This is a genomic window from Ralstonia sp. AU12-08, assembly GCF_000442475.1.
Classification (GTDB): Bacteria; Pseudomonadota; Gammaproteobacteria; order Burkholderiales; family Burkholderiaceae; genus Ralstonia; species Ralstonia insidiosa.
Genome location: NZ_ASZV01000058.1, coordinates 21,427 through 39,014, shown reverse-complemented (window position 1 = coordinate 39,014; position 17,588 = coordinate 21,427). Strand labels below are relative to the sequence as shown.

10 protein-coding genes are annotated in these 17,588 nt (G+C 64.9%); 7 read left to right on the top strand and 3 right to left on the bottom strand.

Annotated features, from left to right (window positions below; genetic code table 11):
- Positions 1-17: 17 nt before the first annotated feature.
- On the bottom strand, positions 18-1,325 hold the full coding sequence (locus tag C404_RS57640; RefSeq protein WP_049286066.1) for an alkaline phosphatase family protein: 1,308 nt from the start codon (positions 1,323-1,325) through the stop codon (positions 18-20).
- Between the two features lie 156 nt (positions 1,326-1,481).
- On the opposite strand from C404_RS57640, the gene C404_RS57635 reads away from it, so the two are divergent.
- Positions 1,482-2,096 carry a TetR/AcrR family transcriptional regulator gene (locus C404_RS57635; RefSeq protein WP_021197745.1) on the top strand — a complete coding sequence of 205 codons (615 nt, stop codon included), beginning with the start codon at positions 1,482-1,484 and terminating at the stop codon, positions 2,094-2,096.
- Positions 2,097-2,104: 8 nt separating this feature from the next.
- On the opposite strand, the gene fliD is transcribed toward C404_RS57635, so the two are convergent.
- Entirely contained in the window at positions 2,105-4,135 is a 2,031-nt protein-coding gene (gene fliD / locus C404_RS57630; protein ID WP_021197744.1) for a flagellar filament capping protein FliD, read from the bottom strand.
- A 276-nt stretch (positions 4,136-4,411) separates the two neighbouring features.
- On the opposite strand from fliD, the gene C404_RS57625 reads away from it, so the two are divergent.
- From C404_RS57625 to C404_RS57600, 6 genes are all read left to right on the top strand, one after another.
- Entirely contained in the window at positions 4,412-5,794 is a 1,383-nt protein-coding gene (locus C404_RS57625; protein WP_021197743.1) for an ethanolamine ammonia-lyase subunit EutB, read from the top strand.
- 8 nt (positions 5,795-5,802) lie between these two features.
- Complete coding sequence (gene eutC, locus C404_RS57620; protein ID WP_031330274.1) at positions 5,803-6,594, top strand: ethanolamine ammonia-lyase subunit EutC; 792 nt, start codon at positions 5,803-5,805, stop codon at positions 6,592-6,594.
- Between the two features lie 141 nt (positions 6,595-6,735).
- Positions 6,736-7,038: a hypothetical protein gene (locus tag C404_RS57615; protein ID WP_031330273.1), complete on the top strand. Its 303-nt coding sequence runs from the start codon at positions 6,736-6,738 to the stop codon at positions 7,036-7,038.
- Positions 7,035-8,084 (top strand): multidrug transporter subunit MdtN, encoded by a 1,050-nt coding sequence (gene mdtN / locus C404_RS57610; protein ID WP_031330272.1) that lies wholly within the window; start codon positions 7,035-7,037, stop codon positions 8,082-8,084. The genes C404_RS57615 and mdtN overlap by 4 nt, the downstream gene beginning before the upstream one ends.
- Entirely contained in the window at positions 8,065-10,053 is a 1,989-nt protein-coding gene (locus tag C404_RS57605) for an FUSC family protein (protein ID WP_021197739.1), read from the top strand. The genes mdtN and C404_RS57605 overlap by 20 nt, the downstream gene beginning before the upstream one ends.
- Complete coding sequence (locus C404_RS57600) at positions 10,040-11,596, top strand: TolC family protein (RefSeq protein WP_021197738.1); 1,557 nt, start codon at positions 10,040-10,042, stop codon at positions 11,594-11,596. The genes C404_RS57605 and C404_RS57600 overlap by 14 nt, the downstream gene beginning before the upstream one ends.
- A 35-nt stretch (positions 11,597-11,631) precedes the next feature.
- Here C404_RS57600 and uvrA read toward each other — a convergent pair whose 3' ends face one another.
- Positions 11,632-17,490, bottom strand: coding sequence for an excinuclease ABC subunit UvrA (gene uvrA / locus C404_RS57595; RefSeq protein WP_021197737.1), 5,859 nt, complete (start codon positions 17,488-17,490; stop codon positions 11,632-11,634).
- Positions 17,491-17,588: the final 98 nt, after the last annotated feature.

Below are 17,588 nucleotides of genomic sequence, written 5' to 3'. Positions count from 1 at the left end.
CCGCCGCAGATCAAAGGTTAATTAAGGTTGGTGAACACGTCGCTGCCCATCGACTGCAGGCCTTCCTGGCTCGCATAGCCAAGGTAGCCGCCCACCTGGAAGATGTCTTCCAGCGTCTTGAGCAATGCGTAGTGGTTGTATTGCGTGGTCGACACCGTGCCCGGCTTGATGAACGGCGAGAGCAGCACTGCGCCCGTGCGGTCGCCACCGTGGCTCTGCGTCACCAGGTTGATGTTGTACGGGTAGTGCGATACCGATGCCGGGAAGCTCTGCGTGATCGGGAACGTCACGTTCGGGCCCGGCTGCTGGTTACAGCAGGTCTGGCCGGTGAAGGTCATGGTGAGCGTGGGCGGCGTGGTGGTCGTATCCATCGTCTGCGACGCATAGGCGCTTTCATCAAAGTTGATGATGAGCAGACCGTCCTGCTGATACGCCGGCGAAGCCATGATCAGCGGCACCCACTTCTGCAGGAAGGCATCGGCCGACACCAGCCCGCCCGGCGCACCCGTCACGCACGGCGAATCGTGGCCGTCGTTGCACAGGTTGGGCGTGATGAAGGTGAAGTTGGCGGTGGTGTTGATCGACTGCAGATCCGTCGCCAGGCCGTTCAGGTTGACCACATTGGTCGCGCAGTCCGGCGAGTCGATGATCGAGTGGAAGTACGCAAACGGGTTGTGGCGCGTGGCGTACATGTCGGCCGGCGTACCGCCAGCCGTCGCGGCCTGTGCCGACTGCGTCTTGTCCTGCGTGTTCAGCGTCGGGTGGCCGCAGGTGGCGGACTCACGCGTGGGGTCGTTGCCCATGTCTTCCATGTAGCCCTTCCAGGTCAGGCCCACGGCCTTGAGCTGGTCAGGCAGGGTCTTGATGGAGGTGGGGTACACGCAGCCCGTGCCGATGGCCTGGCCATGGTCAGCCATGCCCGAGAGGGCGAAGTCCTTGTAGACCTGGCAGTCCATCTGCGTGTCAGGCGTGACAGCCTGGCCGCTCAGCATGGCAACGTAGTTGCCCAGGCTTACGTGCGTGGTGCCGTAGTACTGCTGCAGGTGCGCGCCCTGGCTCACCAGCGTTTGCGACAGGTAAGGCGCCTTGGAGTTGGCGGCAAACGTGGTCGCGTAGTTCTGGTTTTCCAGCGTGATCACAAACACGTGCTTGATCGACTGGATGGTCTTGGGGGCAGGCGCAGCCGGGGTAGGCGCGGGGACAGCGGCAGTGGTGCTGGTGTTGCCACCATCGCCGGTACCGCAGGCCGCAACGAGGAGTGCGGTGGCAACGGCCGCGCATGAGGCCGCCAGCCAGCCCGCTCGGGGAAGCTTGAACATCGAGATTGTCCTTATCTTGTGGGTATGGCGCGCCGGCGCTTTGGCTCGGTCCACCGGCGCGCGCCAGATATAAACAAACTTGTATGTTTGTTTTGTGACAAAAATGCCGTGTGCAGCCCGTAATAAGCGGTATCACGGGCGGACTTATTTACAATTGCGCCCATGGCCACCCAAGCAGAACGCACCGCCGCCACGAGGCAGGCGCTGATCGATGCCTCCACCCAATTGCTGATCGAGCAGGGCTACGCAGCCTTTGGCGAGGCGCGGGTGTGTGAACTCGCCGGCATCAGCCGTGGTTCGCTGCGGCATCAATTTCCGGAAGGGCGATACGACTTGCTGCCGGCGATGGTGGCTTCGCTGCTGGATCGGGAGGTGGCGCAGCTGGCGGCGCTGGGGCCGCTATCGGCCAGTGTGCGGATGCACCTGATGCTGCACATGCTGGTGCAACGGCGCCAGCGGCATACGTCACTGGCGATTCTGGAGGTGTGGATGGCGTCGCGCGGCGACGAGCGGCTGGCCCAAGCCGTCGGGCCCCTGCTGGCGATCGTGCCGGAGCGGCTGTTCGGGCAAGACCCGAATGGCCCGCCGCAACCCGAATTGCTGGCGCTGCGCCTGTTCCTGCATGGCGCAACGCTGCACAGCTTTGCCGCTGATTACAACCGAGATGAACTGGCCGACGCTGTGCAATGGCTGCTGGCCCAACTCACGCCGCCGCCGGAGCTGAAAGTGGTGCTGGCCCGCATCGGTCATGCGGGCGCCGCGCAACGCACGGCTTAGTTGACGCGTCAGCCGCCCGTACGCTGCTTCTGCAGTATCGCCAATTGCTGCGTCAGGTAGTTGCTAGTGTTCGTCATGCCGGCAACGACTTTCGACAGCGCATTGAACTGCGCGTAGTAGAGCGCCTGCTTGGCGTCCAACTGGCGCTGCATCTGCGTCATCTGGTTGGACAGCGACGTCAGCGAGCTGTTGATGGCGTCGGTGGCGTTCTGCACCATGCCTTTGTCGGCCAGCAGGTTGGTCGATACGGTGTGCAGTTGTGCTGCGTAACCACGCTGGACCGTTACGCTGCCACGGTCGCCCAACGCGCCACCCACTACCTGCACGGTCAGGCCGTCGGCTGCAGAGCCGTTGGCGCCGTACAGGTTCTGCCCAGAGCTGGCAGCAGCCACGCCGTTGATGGTGCCTTGCACGTCGCGCCCAGCCGTTGCAGTCGGGCTGCCGCCCAACAGCGACGCCGCGCCATTACCCGACACCGACACAGTTGAAATCGAGCCGTATTGCCGGTCAGTGAAGGTCAGCACGCCGTTGGCATCCGCCGCAATCGACACATCCACCTTGGCCCTCTGCAGGTCATGCGATGCGTTGATCTGGCTCTGCACCTGAGCAGCTAGGCTCTGCGGCGTATAGCTGCCGGCCGGCACCTTGATGCTGGTGGTGATGCCGCTGAGCGTGACCGACAGGCTGTCGTTCACGCCGCTCTGGATGGTCGTATTGGCTGGCGCCGAGCCCTGGAGCGAACCCTGCGTGGCCAGTTGCGTGACGTTGATGGCGTAGTTGCCCGCCTGCGTGGTCTTGGAGAACGCCGCGACCTTGAGCATCGAGTCCGTTGCCGTGCCGGTGCCCGCAAACAGGGCGGCCACTTGGCCGGGCGATTTTTTGAGGGCCGCGGTGAGCTTGCTGTCGTCGATCGACAGCGTGCCTTCTTTGTCCATCGTCACGCCAATGCTGCCCAGCGATTGGAACGCGCCGTTGCCGATCCCCTGGCCCAGCACGTCCGTTACCTGGTTGATGAGCGCCTTGGTGCTGACATCCCCCGCCAGCGCGCCGTTGTTGGCAGCGTTGGCGGTATCAAACTTGGTCAACGAATTGAGCTGGATACGCAGCGCGTTGTAAGCCTTGACGAAGTTCAGCACCGACTGGCTGGCCTGACCCGCATCGTTGCCGACCGTCACTGTTGTGCTGCCGGTCTTGGACAGTGTGAACGACGTGCCGTCCACCACATCCGTAAGGGTGTTGGTGGGGCTTTGCACATTGATGCCGTTGACGTTGGCCAGGGCGTTCTGGCCCGTGGCCACTTCGGTCATGTTTTGCGTGCCGGCCGGATCGTGTGACAGCAGCGATTGCAGCGTCGAATCGCCCGACACCGAAATCTTCATCTCAGAATTAGCGCCGCCGGCGGTGGAGGTCAGCACCAGGCGGTACGGATTGCCGCTGCCGTCATTGACGATGCTGGCCGACACGCCCAGGTTGGCCGAGTTGATGGCGTCTCGAATGCCCGACAACGTGTTGTTGGACGCATCGATCTTGATGGAGCCGCCCGCCAGATTGCCGTTTTGCGTGAACGTGGCGCCGGCGTACTTGCCGTTGGTGAAGGTGCCGCCCGACACCGTGCCGAACGAGAACGAAATCGTGGTGGGCGTGCCGCTGCCGACGGGCACCTTGTTGGATGCCTGGCCCTGCGCGCTCAGCACCTGCGCCTGCGCAAGCTGCGTCACCTTGACGTTGTACGTACCCGACGGCGCCGCGCTGCCCACGTTGACGTTCAGGATCGACGTGTCGTGCCCGCTGGCCTTCATGCCGCTGAAGGTATCGGCGCTGGTCAGGTTGGCCATCGCCGTCTGAAAGGTCGACAGCGCGCCCTTGAGCGAACCCACGGCGGAAAGCTGAGCCTGGAAGACCTTCTGCTGGTTCTGACGAACCGTCATCCCTTTGCCTTCAGCCTGCATCAGCTTGGTGACCAGGGTGTTGACGTCGATGCTTGTACCGATGCCAGGGATGGAAATCGGTGGGATATAAGTGCTGCTGGTCGTCGCCATGGGTGAGAACGCGCGCGCGCAAACGGTTGTTTCTTCACAATGTGACGGCAGCCAAGCGCACTTCTTTAGGGCCAACCCTGTCTAGGCAGGCTTTTTTAGGCGGGTTTTGTCAGGAAACCGAAAGAAAGCGGGGAGGAGGGCGGCCGGGAGGGGAGTGTGGCCGTTCCAAACACTAGGCGAACCAACCCCGCAGTGTGAATAGGCATCAGGGCTGCCGGCGCTTAAAGTGAGACGGTAGACGTTGCAACACTGCACTGATCAAGCGTGTATCTCATCATGCACTTTTTCCACACCGTCGGCGCACAGCGCCATGTGTTCGACGATCTCAAGACGCTGCTGGCCAAGGCCAGCCCGGCGCGCTCGGGCGATTACCTTGCCGGCCTGGCCGCCACCAGCGAGGCCGAACGCATGGCCGCACGCATGGCCCTGGCCGACGTGCCGCTGTCGACCTTCCTGAATGAAGCGCTCGTGCCTTATGAGCACGACGAGGTCACGCGCCTGATTCTGGACAGCCACAACCTCCAGGCTTTCAAACCCGTCGCGTCACTCACGGTAGGGGAATTCCGCAACTGGCTGCTCCTGCATGAGACCGACAGTGCCGCCCTGGCAAAGGTGGCACCCGGTATTACGCCGGAGATGGCCGCCGCGGTCAGCAAGCTGATGCGCAATCAGGACCTGATCGCCGTCGCCCGCAAGTGCCGTGTGGTCACGCGCTTTCGCAACACCATCGGCTTGCCAGGTCGCCTGTCGGTCCGGCTGCAACCCAATCACCCGACGGATGACCCCAAGGGCATTGCCGCATCGATCATCGATGGCCTGCTCTACGGCTGCGGCGACGCCACCATCGGCATCAACCCAGCCAGCGACAACCTGGGGGCCATCATCTCCCTGCTGCAACTGGTCGATGAGTTGCGCGGGCGCTATGCCATTCCCACACAATCCTGTGTGCTGACCCACGTAACCAATACGATGCGTGCCATCGCGCAGGGGGCGCCGGTGGATCTGGTGTTTCAGTCGATTGCAGGCAGTGAGCAGGCCAATGCCGGGTTTGGCATCAGCCTGGCGCTGCTGGCGGAGGCGCACGATGCCGCGCAAAGCCTGGCACGCGGAACCGTCGGCAACAACGTGATGTACTTCGAAACCGGGCAGGGCAGCGCACTGTCGGCCAACGCACACCACGGTGTCGACCAGCAGACCATGGAGGCACGGGCGTACGCGGTGGCGCGGGCGTTCTCGCCGCTGTTGGTCAATACGGTAGTGGGCTTCATCGGCCCGGAGTATCTATATGACGGCAAGCAGATCATCCGTGCCGGGCTGGAAGACCACTTCTGCGGCAAGCTGGTGGGCCTACCGATGGGTTGCGACGTCTGCTACACCAACCACGCTGAAGCCGACCAGGACGACATGGATACGCTGCTGACGTTGTTTGGCGTGGCGGGCATCCACTTCATCATGGGCGTACCGGGCGCGGACGACATCATGCTGAACTACCAGAGCACGTCGTTTCATGATGCGCTCTACTTGCGCGATACGCTGGGCTTGCGGCCCGCACCGGAGTTCGAGGCTTGGCTGCAAAACATGGGCATTGTCGACATGGCCGGCCGCCTGCAAGACGCCACCGCGCGCCAGCCACTGCTGCAACTGGCTCACACGCTGTAAATGCCGCCATGCCGACGCGAAACCTTGTTCAACTCAACCCTTGGGCGCACTTGCGTGCGTTGACCGATGCGCGCATCGCACTCGGCCGGGTCGGCAACAGCCAGACCACCGATGCCGTGCTCGCCTTTGGCCTGGCGCACGCGCAAGCCCGCGATGCCGTGCACCAGCCCCTCGACAGCCCAGCCGTGGCAGCCGCGCTTGCGCAAGCAGGCTTCGCCAGCCTGATCGTGCATAGCGCAGCCGCAGACCGGGCCCAGTATCTGCGCCGGCCCGATCTCGGCCGCCGGCTGAGCGACGCCAGCCGCGCCAGCCTTGCTGCGGCGCGGCCAGCCAAACCGTTCGATACCGCTTTCGTGATTGCCGATGGTCTCTCCGCACTCGCCGCACAGAGCCACGGCGCGCCGCTCCTGCGCAGCGTGCGCGAGCGCTTGCCAGCAGACTGGTCGATTGGCCCCGTCGTCATCGCAGAACAGTCCCGCGTGGCGCTGGGTGATGAGATTGGCGAACTGCTGGGCGCGCGGCAGGTGGTCATGCTTATCGGCGAGCGCCCTGGGCTGAGTTCACCGGACAGCCTCGGGATCTACCTCACGCATGCGCCACGCGTTGGCCGCACGGATGCCGAACGCAACTGCATCTCGAACGTTCGCCCCGCAGGGCTTGGCTATGACCAAGCCGCGGACAAACTCGTCTTTTTGCTCAAGGGTGCGCGGGCGCTAGGCCGCAGTGGCATCGATCTGAAGGACGACACTCCCGCCACGAACGCCATGGCAGCGCCAACTGCCGCGCAGCTGCAAAAATAGGGCGAATCGGCTCCCGGCCCCAGGCGCAGCGGCCTGGTTTGTTACGACTGGTCAAGCGCAAGGTGTGCTGATAAAGTGACTCGGCCCTGATCCATCGTCGAGCCAGTCAGCGCCATGCTGGCGGGCGGCGCCGAGACATTGATGCCACGCCGAAACCTGCCCATTCCGACGCGCGTCTTGCTGGCTCCTGCCCTGGCGGGCCTGGGGTCGGCGCTTCAAGGCTGCAGCGCGCATAGCGCGCCTTCGTATCCAATCTTTGGTGCGTACTTTCCGCTCTGGCTGCTGAGCGGGTTGATTGGCGCCGCGGGGGCGCTGATCGCGCATCGGGTTTTGGTCATGACCGGGTGGGCAAGCTGGATACCACTCCAGCTCTCTGTCTGCGTGGCGATCGGGGTTGTGATTGCCGTGATCGTCTGGCTGTCTGGCTCGGGGCATCTCCTATGAAAATGGCCGGCCTGCACAAACCCGCACTGCGCGGTTACCTGATCGCGCTGGCGATCATCCTGATCGGCGTGGCAGTGGCGGTCTATGCCTACGTCCACACTTCGCGCTATCCCTCCACCGACGACGCGACCATCGATGCCGATGTCGTGCACGTTGCCACCCCGGTGGGCGGTCGTATCGTCAAACTGGCCGTGACCGAGAACCAGCACGTCAAGAAGGGCGACCTGCTGTTTGAAATCGACCCCGTACCGTATCGCCTGACGGTTGCACAGGCCCAAGCCGATCTGGAACTGGCCCAGGCCTCGCTCGATACGCGGCGTCGGTCGCTGATCGGCGAGCGCTCTAAAGCCAGCATTGCGTCTGACCAAAGCAGCCGCGCCGCCTACAACTACGAGCTGGCCTCACGCACCGTCAATCGGCTGGCCCCGCTGGCCGCCCAGGGATACGTCCCCACCCAGCAACTGGACCAAGCGCAGGTGGCGCAGCGTGACGCCGCCATTTCGCTGCAGCAGGCCAACGAGCAGAAGCGCGCCAGCGCGCAGACCATTGGCGACGAGGCCGATGCCATTGCCATGCTGCACGCCCGCGAAGCCGCGCTGGCCCGCGCCCAGCACGCGCTGGAAGACACCGTGGTGCGCGCACCGCACGATGGCTGGGTCACCGGCCTATCCGTGCTGGCAGGCGAGACGGTCGCGCCCAACCAGTCGATCTTCACGCTCATCCACTCCGGCGAGTGGTTTGCCGTTGCCAACTTCCGTGAGACAACGCTCTCCGCCATCCAGGTGGGCGACTGCGCCACGGTGTATTCCATGATCGACCGCAGCCAGGCCATCCACGGCAAGGTGGACGGCATCGGTGCCGGTATCGCCGATACGGATCGGGTGAACCTGCCGCGCACGCTACCCATCGTCCAGCCATCGGTGAACTGGGTGCGGGTGGCGCAGCGCTTCCCGGTGCGCATCCGCCTGGAGGAGCCGGCCGACCGTCTGGTCCGGGTAGGTGCCAGCGCGATTGTCGAGATCAAGCATGGCGCAGCCTGCCGGTGACATCGCACGCGGGCCGTGGCCTCGCCCCGGCGAGGTGCTGCGGCTGCTGGCGCCCGCGCCGGGCAGGTTGGAAGCCACAACCCGCATCGCCCTGATCTGCGCGCTGACGACGCTGGTCACGAGCATGTACGGCACGCCCTTTGCCGCCATCTCTGCCTACGTGGTGTTCTTCATGATCCGCCCCGACCGCGTGACGAGCATCGTGCTGTCGATCGCCATGTTGCTGCTGGTGACGGTGGTGCTCGGGCTGATCATCGTCATCGCCATCTTCTGTATCGATGACCCGATGTGGCGCGTGGTGTGGATGGTCGTGCTGTCGGTCGGTTTGCTGTTTCTGACGTCGGCCAGCAAGCTCCGCCCGGTCGGGGCCATCCTGGCCATGATTGTCGGGTATGGGCTGGATGAACTTGGGATTGCGCCGGTGGGGGAGCTGGCAACGCGGGCGCTGCTCTATGCGTGGCTGATGGTGGCGATTCCGGTTGGGGTGGTAATCGTTGTGAACCTGCTGATGGGACCGGCGCCGCGTAAGCTGGCTTCCCAGGCACTGGCTCGGCGCCTGCGCCTGGCAGCGCAACAACTGGGCGAGGCGGGCACCGATCGTGCCGAACTCACCGCGTGCCTGCGCGAAGGCAGCCAGCAAATTGCCACGTGGTTACGTCTGTCGAAGGTGGAGGGGTCGACCTCGGCGACCGACTTGGCGGCGCTGCAGCAGGCGGTGGCATCCACCACAGCCATTCTGATGGCGGTGGACCTGGTTGCCCGCGAGCCACAGGCGCACCTGCCGGCACCTGTTGCCACGCCGGTCATCGAAACACTGCATGCCATGGCGAACATGCTGGAGCAGGGCGGCTATCCGGTCGATATCGAGCTGAGGCTGCCCGCTGGCGTTGCGCTGCCGCCGCTGGCAAGCGCGGTGGCGACGGAATTGCAATCCGCCATCGTCCACTTTGCAGTCGTGGACAACGCGCCCGCCGCAGAACCGGAACCGCCCAAAGCGCGTGGTGGCTTCCTCCTGCCAGACGCACGCACCAACCCGGCCCACCTGCGCTATGCCCTGAAGACCACCGCCGCAGCGATGTTCTGCTACCTGCTGTACATGCAGCTCGACTGGTCCGGCATCCACACCTGCTTCATCACGTGCTACGTGGTGTCGCTGAGCAGCGCAGCGGAGACGGTTGAGAAGCTGACACTGCGCATCGCCGGCTGTCTGGTGGGGGCGGCGTTGGGGATTGCGACGATCGTGTGGGTGCTGCCGGCCATGACGTCCGTCACCGAGCTGATGGCGCTGATCTTTGTAGGCATATGGCTGGCGGCGTGGGTCGCGCAGGGCTCGCCGCGTATTGCGTATGCAGGCTTCCAGATCGCTTTTGCCTTTCTGTTGTGCGTGCTGCAGGGCGCGGCGCCGGCATTTGACCTGACCATCGCGCGGGACCGCATCATCGGCGTCCTGCTGGGCAATGTGGTGGTGTACCTGATGTTCACTCGGGTCTGGCCGGTGAGCATTGCCGGACAGGTGGATGCTGCATTGGCGGCACTGCTGCGCCAGTGGGAGACCGTCCTGCGCACCGCACGCACTGCACCAAGGCGCATGCTGGCTGCACAGGCCATGGCGCAACAAGGCGCGCTGGAAGCAAACGTCGCGCTGCTGCGGTATGAACCGACCTGGGTGCGCCCCGAATCGGAATGGATTGCGCAGCGCCGCCGCGCGCTGGTCGAATTGGAAGCGCTCGAAGGCCCGTTGTTCCTGATCGCCGAGCACACGCCCGATGATGCCCCCTCGCAAGCGCGATTGCGCGGCGTGGCCGAGCGTGCCGGCGTGAGCGGGTTTGCGATCGACACTGGCGCCATCACCACACCCGATACCACGCGTGATGCGCTGTTGGCGCTGGCCGACGAGCGCCTCGCAAGAATCGCGCGGGAGACCCCCGATGCCGTACCGAAGGAGTCGCTGACGCATGCGCCAGCCTGATCTGTTGGCTGTTTTCCTCAGCCTGGCCGTGACCGTCACGGCCGGGTGTGCGACGTCCGCACTGGACATGGCGCCGGATCGCCCCGATCGCCCGTGGCAGCCACGCACGACTGACACTGGCGAGATCATCCCAGGTGCGCCATCACTGCCCACGTCACCGAACGAGGGACGGGGCGGCTACATATTGCCGGCCAACACCGCTGCGGCGGTAATTCCACCTGCAGCCACATTCGACCCCGCACACGCCTACGCGCTGCCCGAGCTGATCGACGTTGCCGAATCGAACAATCCGTTGACGCGCGTTGCGTGGAACGATGCGCGCAATGCCGCACTCGTGGCAGGCATGGCAAAGAGCGCCTATCTGCCTTATCTCTCGGCCACGGCCATGGCTGGGTATCAGACGGGGCATGGCTCATCGTCGACACCGCTGGGTACCGCCAGCACCGATACCACGGTGCACGGAACGGTGTCGGTGCTGTCGCTGCAATGGCTGTTGTTCGACTTTGGCGGCCGCGCCGCGCGTTTGGATGCCGCCGAGCAGCTATCGGTGGTAGCCAACATCGGTTTCACTGCGGTGCATCAGCAAGTGATCTATGACGTGACGGTTGCGTTCTACGCCTATGAAGCGGCACGCGCCCGCACCGTGACAGCTGCGCAAGGGCTGAGCAACGCCGAGGCCATCCTGGTGGCCGCCAAGGCACGCTACAAGCAGGGAATCGGCACCGTGGTGGAAGTTGCGCAGGCTACGCAAAACCGTGCGCAGGCCAACCTGGCACAAGTCCAGGCGCAGGGGGCGGAGAGCGACCGGTATCTGGCGTTGCTGTCTGCGGTGGGCATCTCGCCGCTGTCGAAGCCGAAGATTGCCGACCTGCCGATCCGCACGCTGAACCCGGCGTTGCGCACCCCGGTCGACCAGATCGTCGCCGATGCCATCGCCCGGCGCCCCGACGTGCTGACCGCCTACGCGGCCGAAAAGGCCAGCCAGTCGCGCATTCAGGCAGCGGAATCGGAGTTCATGCCCAAGGTGTTTGTCTCGGCTTCCACCTCCTACAACTCGGGCCGTGCGGCCGTCACGGCTATCCCGCCGGTCGGCCAGCAGGCGCCAACGGTGAACCTCAACGGCACGCGCTATGGCGTGGGTGCCTTTGTGGGCGTGACCATTCCGCTGTATGACGGTGGTTTGCGCTCCGCCGTGCTGGCACAAGCGCGCAACGATGCTGAAAGTGCGTCCGCCAAGCGTGTGCGCACGACGCAGGAGGCCGTGCGCCAGATCGTTGCCGGACAAAACACGCTGCAGACCAGCCTGACCTCGCATGAAGCGGCGCAGGCGCTGGTGGCCGCCGCCCAGACGACCTACGACGCAGCGCTGGCGGCATACCGCCACGGCGTCGGGTCGATCACGGACGTGCTGCTGGCACAAAACCAGTTGCTACTGGCCAAGAACGCCTACGTCGACACCTACAGCGGTGCACGCACCGCAGCGGCTACGCTGGCACTCGCCACCGGGGCGATCGGCGCAACGCAGGACACGGCGCCGCGCTGACGGCCTCCATTGCACGGAGACCGTCGCGCGCAGCGTTACACCGTCTCGCCCGTCTTGCGCTGATCGACCTGCTTGCCACGCGCCAGCACCGGCACCAGCGCCGCCCCGGTATGGCTGGCCTTGACCTGCGCCAGCGCCTCCGGCCCGCATGCGGCAACAATCGTGCCGCCTTCATCGCCGCCCTCGGGGCCCAGATCGAGAATCCAGTCGGCCTCGGCAATCACGTCAAGATCGTGCTCGATCACGATCACGCTGTGGCCGCCGTCCGCCAGGCGATGCAGCACGCGGATCAGCTTGGCCACGTCCGCCATGTGCAGGCCCACGGTGGGCTCGTCCAGCACGTACAGCGTGTGCGGTGCCTTCTGGCCACGGCGCGTAATGTCATCACGCACCTTGGAGAGTTCAGTGACGAGCTTGATGCGCTGCGCCTCACCGCCCGACAGCGTGGGCGAGGGCTGGCCCAGCGTGAGGTAGCCCAGGCCGACGTCCTTCATCAACTGCAGCGGGTGGGCGATGCTGTTCATCGCACTGAAAAACTCCACCGCCTCGTCGATCTCCATGGTCAGCACTTCGCCGATGTTCTTGCCACGCCAGGTAACGGCCAGTGTCTCGGGATTGAAGCGCTGGCCGTGGCACACGTCGCACGCGACCTTCACATCGGGCAGGAAGCTCATGGCGATGGTGCGCACGCCCTGGCCTTCACAGGCGGGGCAGCGGCCGTCGCCGGTGTTGAACGAAAAGCGCGAGGCGGTGTACCCCCGTGCGCGGGCTTCCAGCGTGTCGGCAAAGAGCTTGCGGATGGTGTCCCACACGCCGATGTACGTGGCCGGGCACGAGCGCGGGGTCTTGCCGATCGGGGTCTGGTCGACTTCCAGCACGCGGTCGATGGCTTCCCAGCCGGTGACGCCGTCGCAGCCATGCCAGTCGTGTTTGACGTCAAGCTTGCGCGGTGTCTTGGCATCCGGCACCTCAGCCTGTGCGGCCTTGCGTGCACGGCGCGTAGCCGGTGAAGACAGCACAGAACGGCCCACCGCATCCAGCAGATTGGTCATGAGCACGTCGCGCGCCAGCGTCGATTTGCCCGAACCGGAGACGCCCGTAATCGCCACCAGACGCGACAACGGCATCGTAGCCGTGACGTTGCGCAGGTTATGGAGCTTGGCGCCGTGCACCGTCAGCCATTGCGCGGGCACAGCCAGCGAGCCCGATCCACGATTCGTTGGCGCCACCACTTCACGGCGCGGCTGCAACGGGTGCTCGATCGGCCGTGCCAGGAAACGCCCCGTCAGCGAATCCGGCTGAGACGCCAGATCCTGCACACCGCCTTGTGCGACGAGCGTGCCGCCACGCTTACCGGCGCCGGGGCCGATGTCGATGATGTAGTCGGCGCGGCGGATGGTGTCTTCATCGTGCTCCACCACCACCAGCGTATTGCCCTTGTCACCCAGCTTGCGCAGGGCGTCGAGCAGGATCTGGTTGTCGCGCGGATGTAGGCCGATGGTCGGCTCATCCAGCACGTAGCACACGCCCTGCAGGTTGCTGCCGAGCTGCGCGGCCAGCCGGATACGCTGTGCCTCACCGCCTGACAGGCTGGGTGCGGCGCGGTCCAGGCTCAGGTAGCCCAGGCCAACTTCTTCCAGGAACGACAGGCGGCTGTGGATCTCCGCCACCACATCACGCGCGATATCAGCTTCGCGGCCGACAAGGTCCAGCCCTTCGATCCAGCGGCGCGTCTGGCTCACGGTCCATTGCGCAATGTCGACGATAGGCTTGTCGGAGAACGTCACCGCACGTGCCGTCGGGTTCAGTCGCGTGCCGTGGCAGTCGGGGCAGGGCAGGTCGGTCATGCCGTCCGGATCGACTTCCTCCGAAGGCAGCGTCTGCTCGCGGCCGCGGTCATCACCGCCGAGTACCGTGTCGTCAAACGCAGCGCGTTGCTCGCGCGTGAGCGCCAGGCCTGTACCGACACAGCTCGGGCACCAGCCGTGCTTGCTGTTGTACGAGAACATGCGTGGGTCCAACTCGGGGTAGCTGGTGCCGCAGGTGGAGCATGCGCGTTTGGTGGAGAACACCTTCACGTTGCCGACGTGTGCCGTGCCACCGCTGTGCATGGCGTTTTGCAGGCCATCGAGCGGGGCCAGCACATGCATGATGCCCTTGCCGTATTCCAGCGCCTGTTCCATCAACGTGCGCAGCGCAGCTTCGTTTTCCGGGGAGACCACGATGTCGCCCACCGGCAGCTCCAGCGTGTGCTCGCGGAAGCGGTCCAGACGTGGCCACGGGTCGACCGTCAGGAATTCGCCATCGACGCGTAGGTGCGTATAGCCACGCGCCTTGGCCCATTTGGCCAGGTCGGTGTACACGCCCTTGCGGTTCACCACCAGCGGGGCGAGCAGGCCGATGTGCTCACCACGATGGTCACGCATGAGCTGGGCGAAGATGGCCTCGGGGCTCTGCGCCGACACAGGCGTGCCGTCATGGATGCAGTGCTGCACGCCCAGCTTCACATACAGCAGGCGCAGGAAGTGCCAGACCTCAGACGTGGTCGCCACCGTGCTCTTGCGGCCGCCGCGCGACAGGCGCTGCTCGATCGCCACCGTAGGCGGAATGCCGTACACCGCATCCACCTCGGGCCGGCCCGCCGGTTGCACGATCGAACGCGCATACGCGTTGAGCGATTCAAGATAGCGGCGCTGCCCTTCGTGGAACAGGATGTCGAACGCCAGCGTCGATTTGCCCGAGCCGGACACCCCCGTCACGACGTTGAACTTGCCGTGCGGGATGTCGACGTTCATCGCTTTCAGGTTGTGCTCGTGCGCGTTGACGATGCGCACCACGTTCTCGCCCTGGACTTCGGCCACGGCGGCGCGCTGTGCGCGGCGTGCGGCCAGCGCGCTTTGCAGTGGCACGCCTTCGTCGGCGGCTTGGGGCTGCCCAATGCTTGCCTCGTACTGCTTGAGCGCTGTGCCCGTATGCGAGGCGGCGCATGCCTTCACCTGCTCGGTCGTGCCGGCGCAGACCAGCAGACCGCCCGCGTCACCGCCCTCGGGGCCGAGGTCGATGATCCAATCGGCGGCGCGGATCACGTCCAGGTTGTGCTCGATCACGATCAACGAATGCCCCGCGTCGAGCAGCTTGCCAAAGGCGCGCATCAGCTTCGCGATGTCGTCAAAGTGCAGGCCGGTGGTCGGCTCGTCGAACATGAACAGGCGGCCGGCGTTGGCAGGCACGTCTTGTTTGACGCGTTTGCGTGCAGCGGCTTGAGCCGCCTGCGCAGCTTCGGCCAAGAAGCCCGCGAGTTTCAGACGCTGCGCTTCACCACCGGACAACGTCGGCACCGGTTGGCCCAGCTTCACGTATTCCAGGCCCACATCGACGATGGGTTGCAGCACGCGCAACACGTCGGCGTCGTTGGCAAACACGGTGGCGGCTTCGCTCACCGTCAGTTCCAGCACGTCGGCCACCGACAGCTTGTGCGCGCCGCGTTCCAGCTTCACTTCGAGGATTTCCGCGCGATAGCGCGTGCCGTCGCAATCCGGACAGCGCAGGTAGATGTCGCTGAGGAACTGCATCTCGACGTGCTCGAAGCCCGAGCCGCCGCAGGTCGGGCAGCGCCCATCGCCGGAGTTGAAACTGAATGTGCCAGCCGTGTAGCCGCGTTGCAGCGCCATCGGCACCTTGGCAAACAGCTTGCGGATCTCATCAAACGCGCCCACGTAGCTGGCCGGGTTCGAGCGCGCGGTCTTGCCGATGGGCGATTGGTCAACGAAGACCACATCGCTGATCTGATCGGCGCCGCGCAGTGCGCGAAACGCGCCGGGCGATTCCGTCGCCTTGCCGAAATGGCGTGCCAGGGCAGGGTGGAGCACATCCTGGATCAGCGTCGACTTGCCGGAGCCGGATACGCCCGTTACGCACACCAGGCGTTGCAGCGGCACTTCAATCGTCACGTCTTGCAGGTTGTGCTGGCTCGCGCCTTCCAGCACGAGACGCGGCGCACCGTTGATAGGGCGCGCCTGCCAGTCGGTTGCATTGGCCACGCGGCGCTGCCCGGAGAGATAGGCACCTGTAAGCGTGTCGGCTTTTCGGATGGCCGCGGGCGTACCGTCGAAGACGATGGTGCCGCCACGCTCGCCGGGGCCGGGGCCCATGTCGATCAGGCGATCAGCCGCCAGCATGACCGAGGGATCGTGCTCCACGACAACCAGCGTGTTGCCTGCATCACGCAGCCGCTGCATGGCTTCAACAATACGATCCAGATCGCGCGGATGCAGGCCGATGCTGGGCTCATCCAGCACGAATAGCGTGTTGACGAGCGAGGTGCCCAGCGCCGTGGTCAGGTTGATCCGCTGGACCTCACCGCCAGACAGCGTACGGCTCTGGCGGTCCAGCGTTAGGTAGCCAATCCCCACGTCGCACAGATACGCCAGGCGCGTACGCACCTCGTCCAGCAGCAGCTTGAGCGCATCGTCGAGCAGCGAGGAAGGCAACGTCAGTGCATCAAAGAAACGGCGGATGCGCTCGATGGGCAGCAGCATTACGTCGTGCACGGTCAGGCCAGGCAGGGCTTCAAGCTGGGCGCGGCTCCATTTCACGCCGCGCGGCATGAAACGGTGTTCGGGGGCGAGCACGGCGTCGGCGTTTTCCTTGCTGCCGAGGCGCCATTGCATGGATTCGGTTTTCAGGCGCGCACCGCCGCAGGTCTCGCACGTCGTATAGCTGCGGTATTTCGACAGCAACACGCGGATGTGCATCTTGTACGCCTTCGACTCCAGGTAGTCGAAGAAGCGGCGCACGCCATACCACTGCTTGTTCCAGCCGCCGCGCTTGAAGGCCGGATCGCCGTTGACGACCCAGTCGCGCTGGGCTTCGGTCATCTCTGCCCAAGGCGTATCGCGCGGGATGCCGGCCGCCGCAGAATAGCGCATCAGATCGTCCTGGCACTCCTTCCAGGCCGGGGTCTGCATCGGTTTGATGGCACCTTCACGCAGTGTCTTGCGCTCGTCCGGAATCACCAGGCCGAGGTCGACGCCGATTACGCGACCAAAGCCTCGGCAGGCATCGCACGCGCCATAGGCGGAATTGAACGAAAACAGCGCAGGCTGCGGATCGGCGTAACGCAGGTCGCTCTCCGGGCAGTGCAGGCCGGTGGAGAAGCGCCAGATTTCAGGCTCGGCAGCCTCGTCTGCGGGCAGCACGTACACATTGACGCGACCGCCGCCGCGCTTGAGCGACGACTCAATGGCCTCCAGCGCACGGACACGCTCGGTGCCCTGCAGGCGGAAGCGGTCTGCCACCACGTCGAGCAACTTGCGCTCGCCCGAAGGTGTCATCACCTCGCGCTCAGCCTGCACCCGCGTATAGCCGCTGACAGACAACCACTGCGCGACTTCTTCCGCGCTCGTATTGGCTGGCAGTTCCACCGGAAAGGTCACCACCAGGCGCGGATCTGCCTCGCGCGTACGCGCCAGCAGTTCGTTGTAGATGGTTTCCGGCGTGTCATGGCGTACCGGCAGGGCGGTATCGCGGTCGAACAACTGCGCTGCGCGCGCAAACAGCAGCTTGAGGTGATCGTTCAGCTCCGTCATCGTGCCGACCGTGGAGCGCGAGCTGCGCACCGGGTTGGTCTGGTCGATGGCGATGGCCGGCGGCACGCCTTCCACATGGTCGACCTGGGGCCGGTCCATGCGGTCCAGGAACTGGCGGGCGTAGGCGCTGAAGGTCTCAACGTAGCGGCGCTGGCCCTCGGCATAGAGGGTGTCGAATACCAGGCTCGACTTGCCAGAACCAGACGGGCCGGTCACCACGGTCATCTCGCCCGTGCGCAGGTCCAGATCGAGGTTCTTGAGATTGTGCTGACGGGCTCCGCGCAGGCGAATGACACCGGAAGACATGAGGGGTGGTCCTTGGAAAACGTGAGGAATGCCGGCACGGCTAGCCAGACGGGCGCCGGTCGGCAATCAGAATGCGGGCCGTAAACTGTAGCGGATTC

Coding starts and splice junctions, on each gene's coding strand:
- C404_RS57600 (WP_021197738.1), top strand. CDS start 10,040: ATGCGCCAGCCTGATCTGTTGGCTGTTTTCCTCAGCCTGGCCGTGACC.
- fliD (WP_021197744.1), bottom strand. CDS start 4,135: ATGGCGACGACCAGCAGCACTTATATCCCACCGATTTCCATCCCTGGC.
- eutC (WP_031330274.1), top strand. CDS start 5,803: ATGCCGACGCGAAACCTTGTTCAACTCAACCCTTGGGCGCACTTGCGT.
- C404_RS57635 (WP_021197745.1), top strand. CDS start 1,482: ATGGCCACCCAAGCAGAACGCACCGCCGCCACGAGGCAGGCGCTGATC.
- C404_RS57605 (WP_021197739.1), top strand. CDS start 8,065: ATGGCGCAGCCTGCCGGTGACATCGCACGCGGGCCGTGGCCTCGCCCC.
- C404_RS57625 (WP_021197743.1), top strand. CDS start 4,412: ATGCACTTTTTCCACACCGTCGGCGCACAGCGCCATGTGTTCGACGAT.
- C404_RS57615 (WP_031330273.1), top strand. CDS start 6,736: ATGCCACGCCGAAACCTGCCCATTCCGACGCGCGTCTTGCTGGCTCCT.
- uvrA (WP_021197737.1), bottom strand. CDS start 17,490: ATGTCTTCCGGTGTCATTCGCCTGCGCGGAGCCCGTCAGCACAATCTC.
- mdtN (WP_031330272.1), top strand. CDS start 7,035: ATGAAAATGGCCGGCCTGCACAAACCCGCACTGCGCGGTTACCTGATC.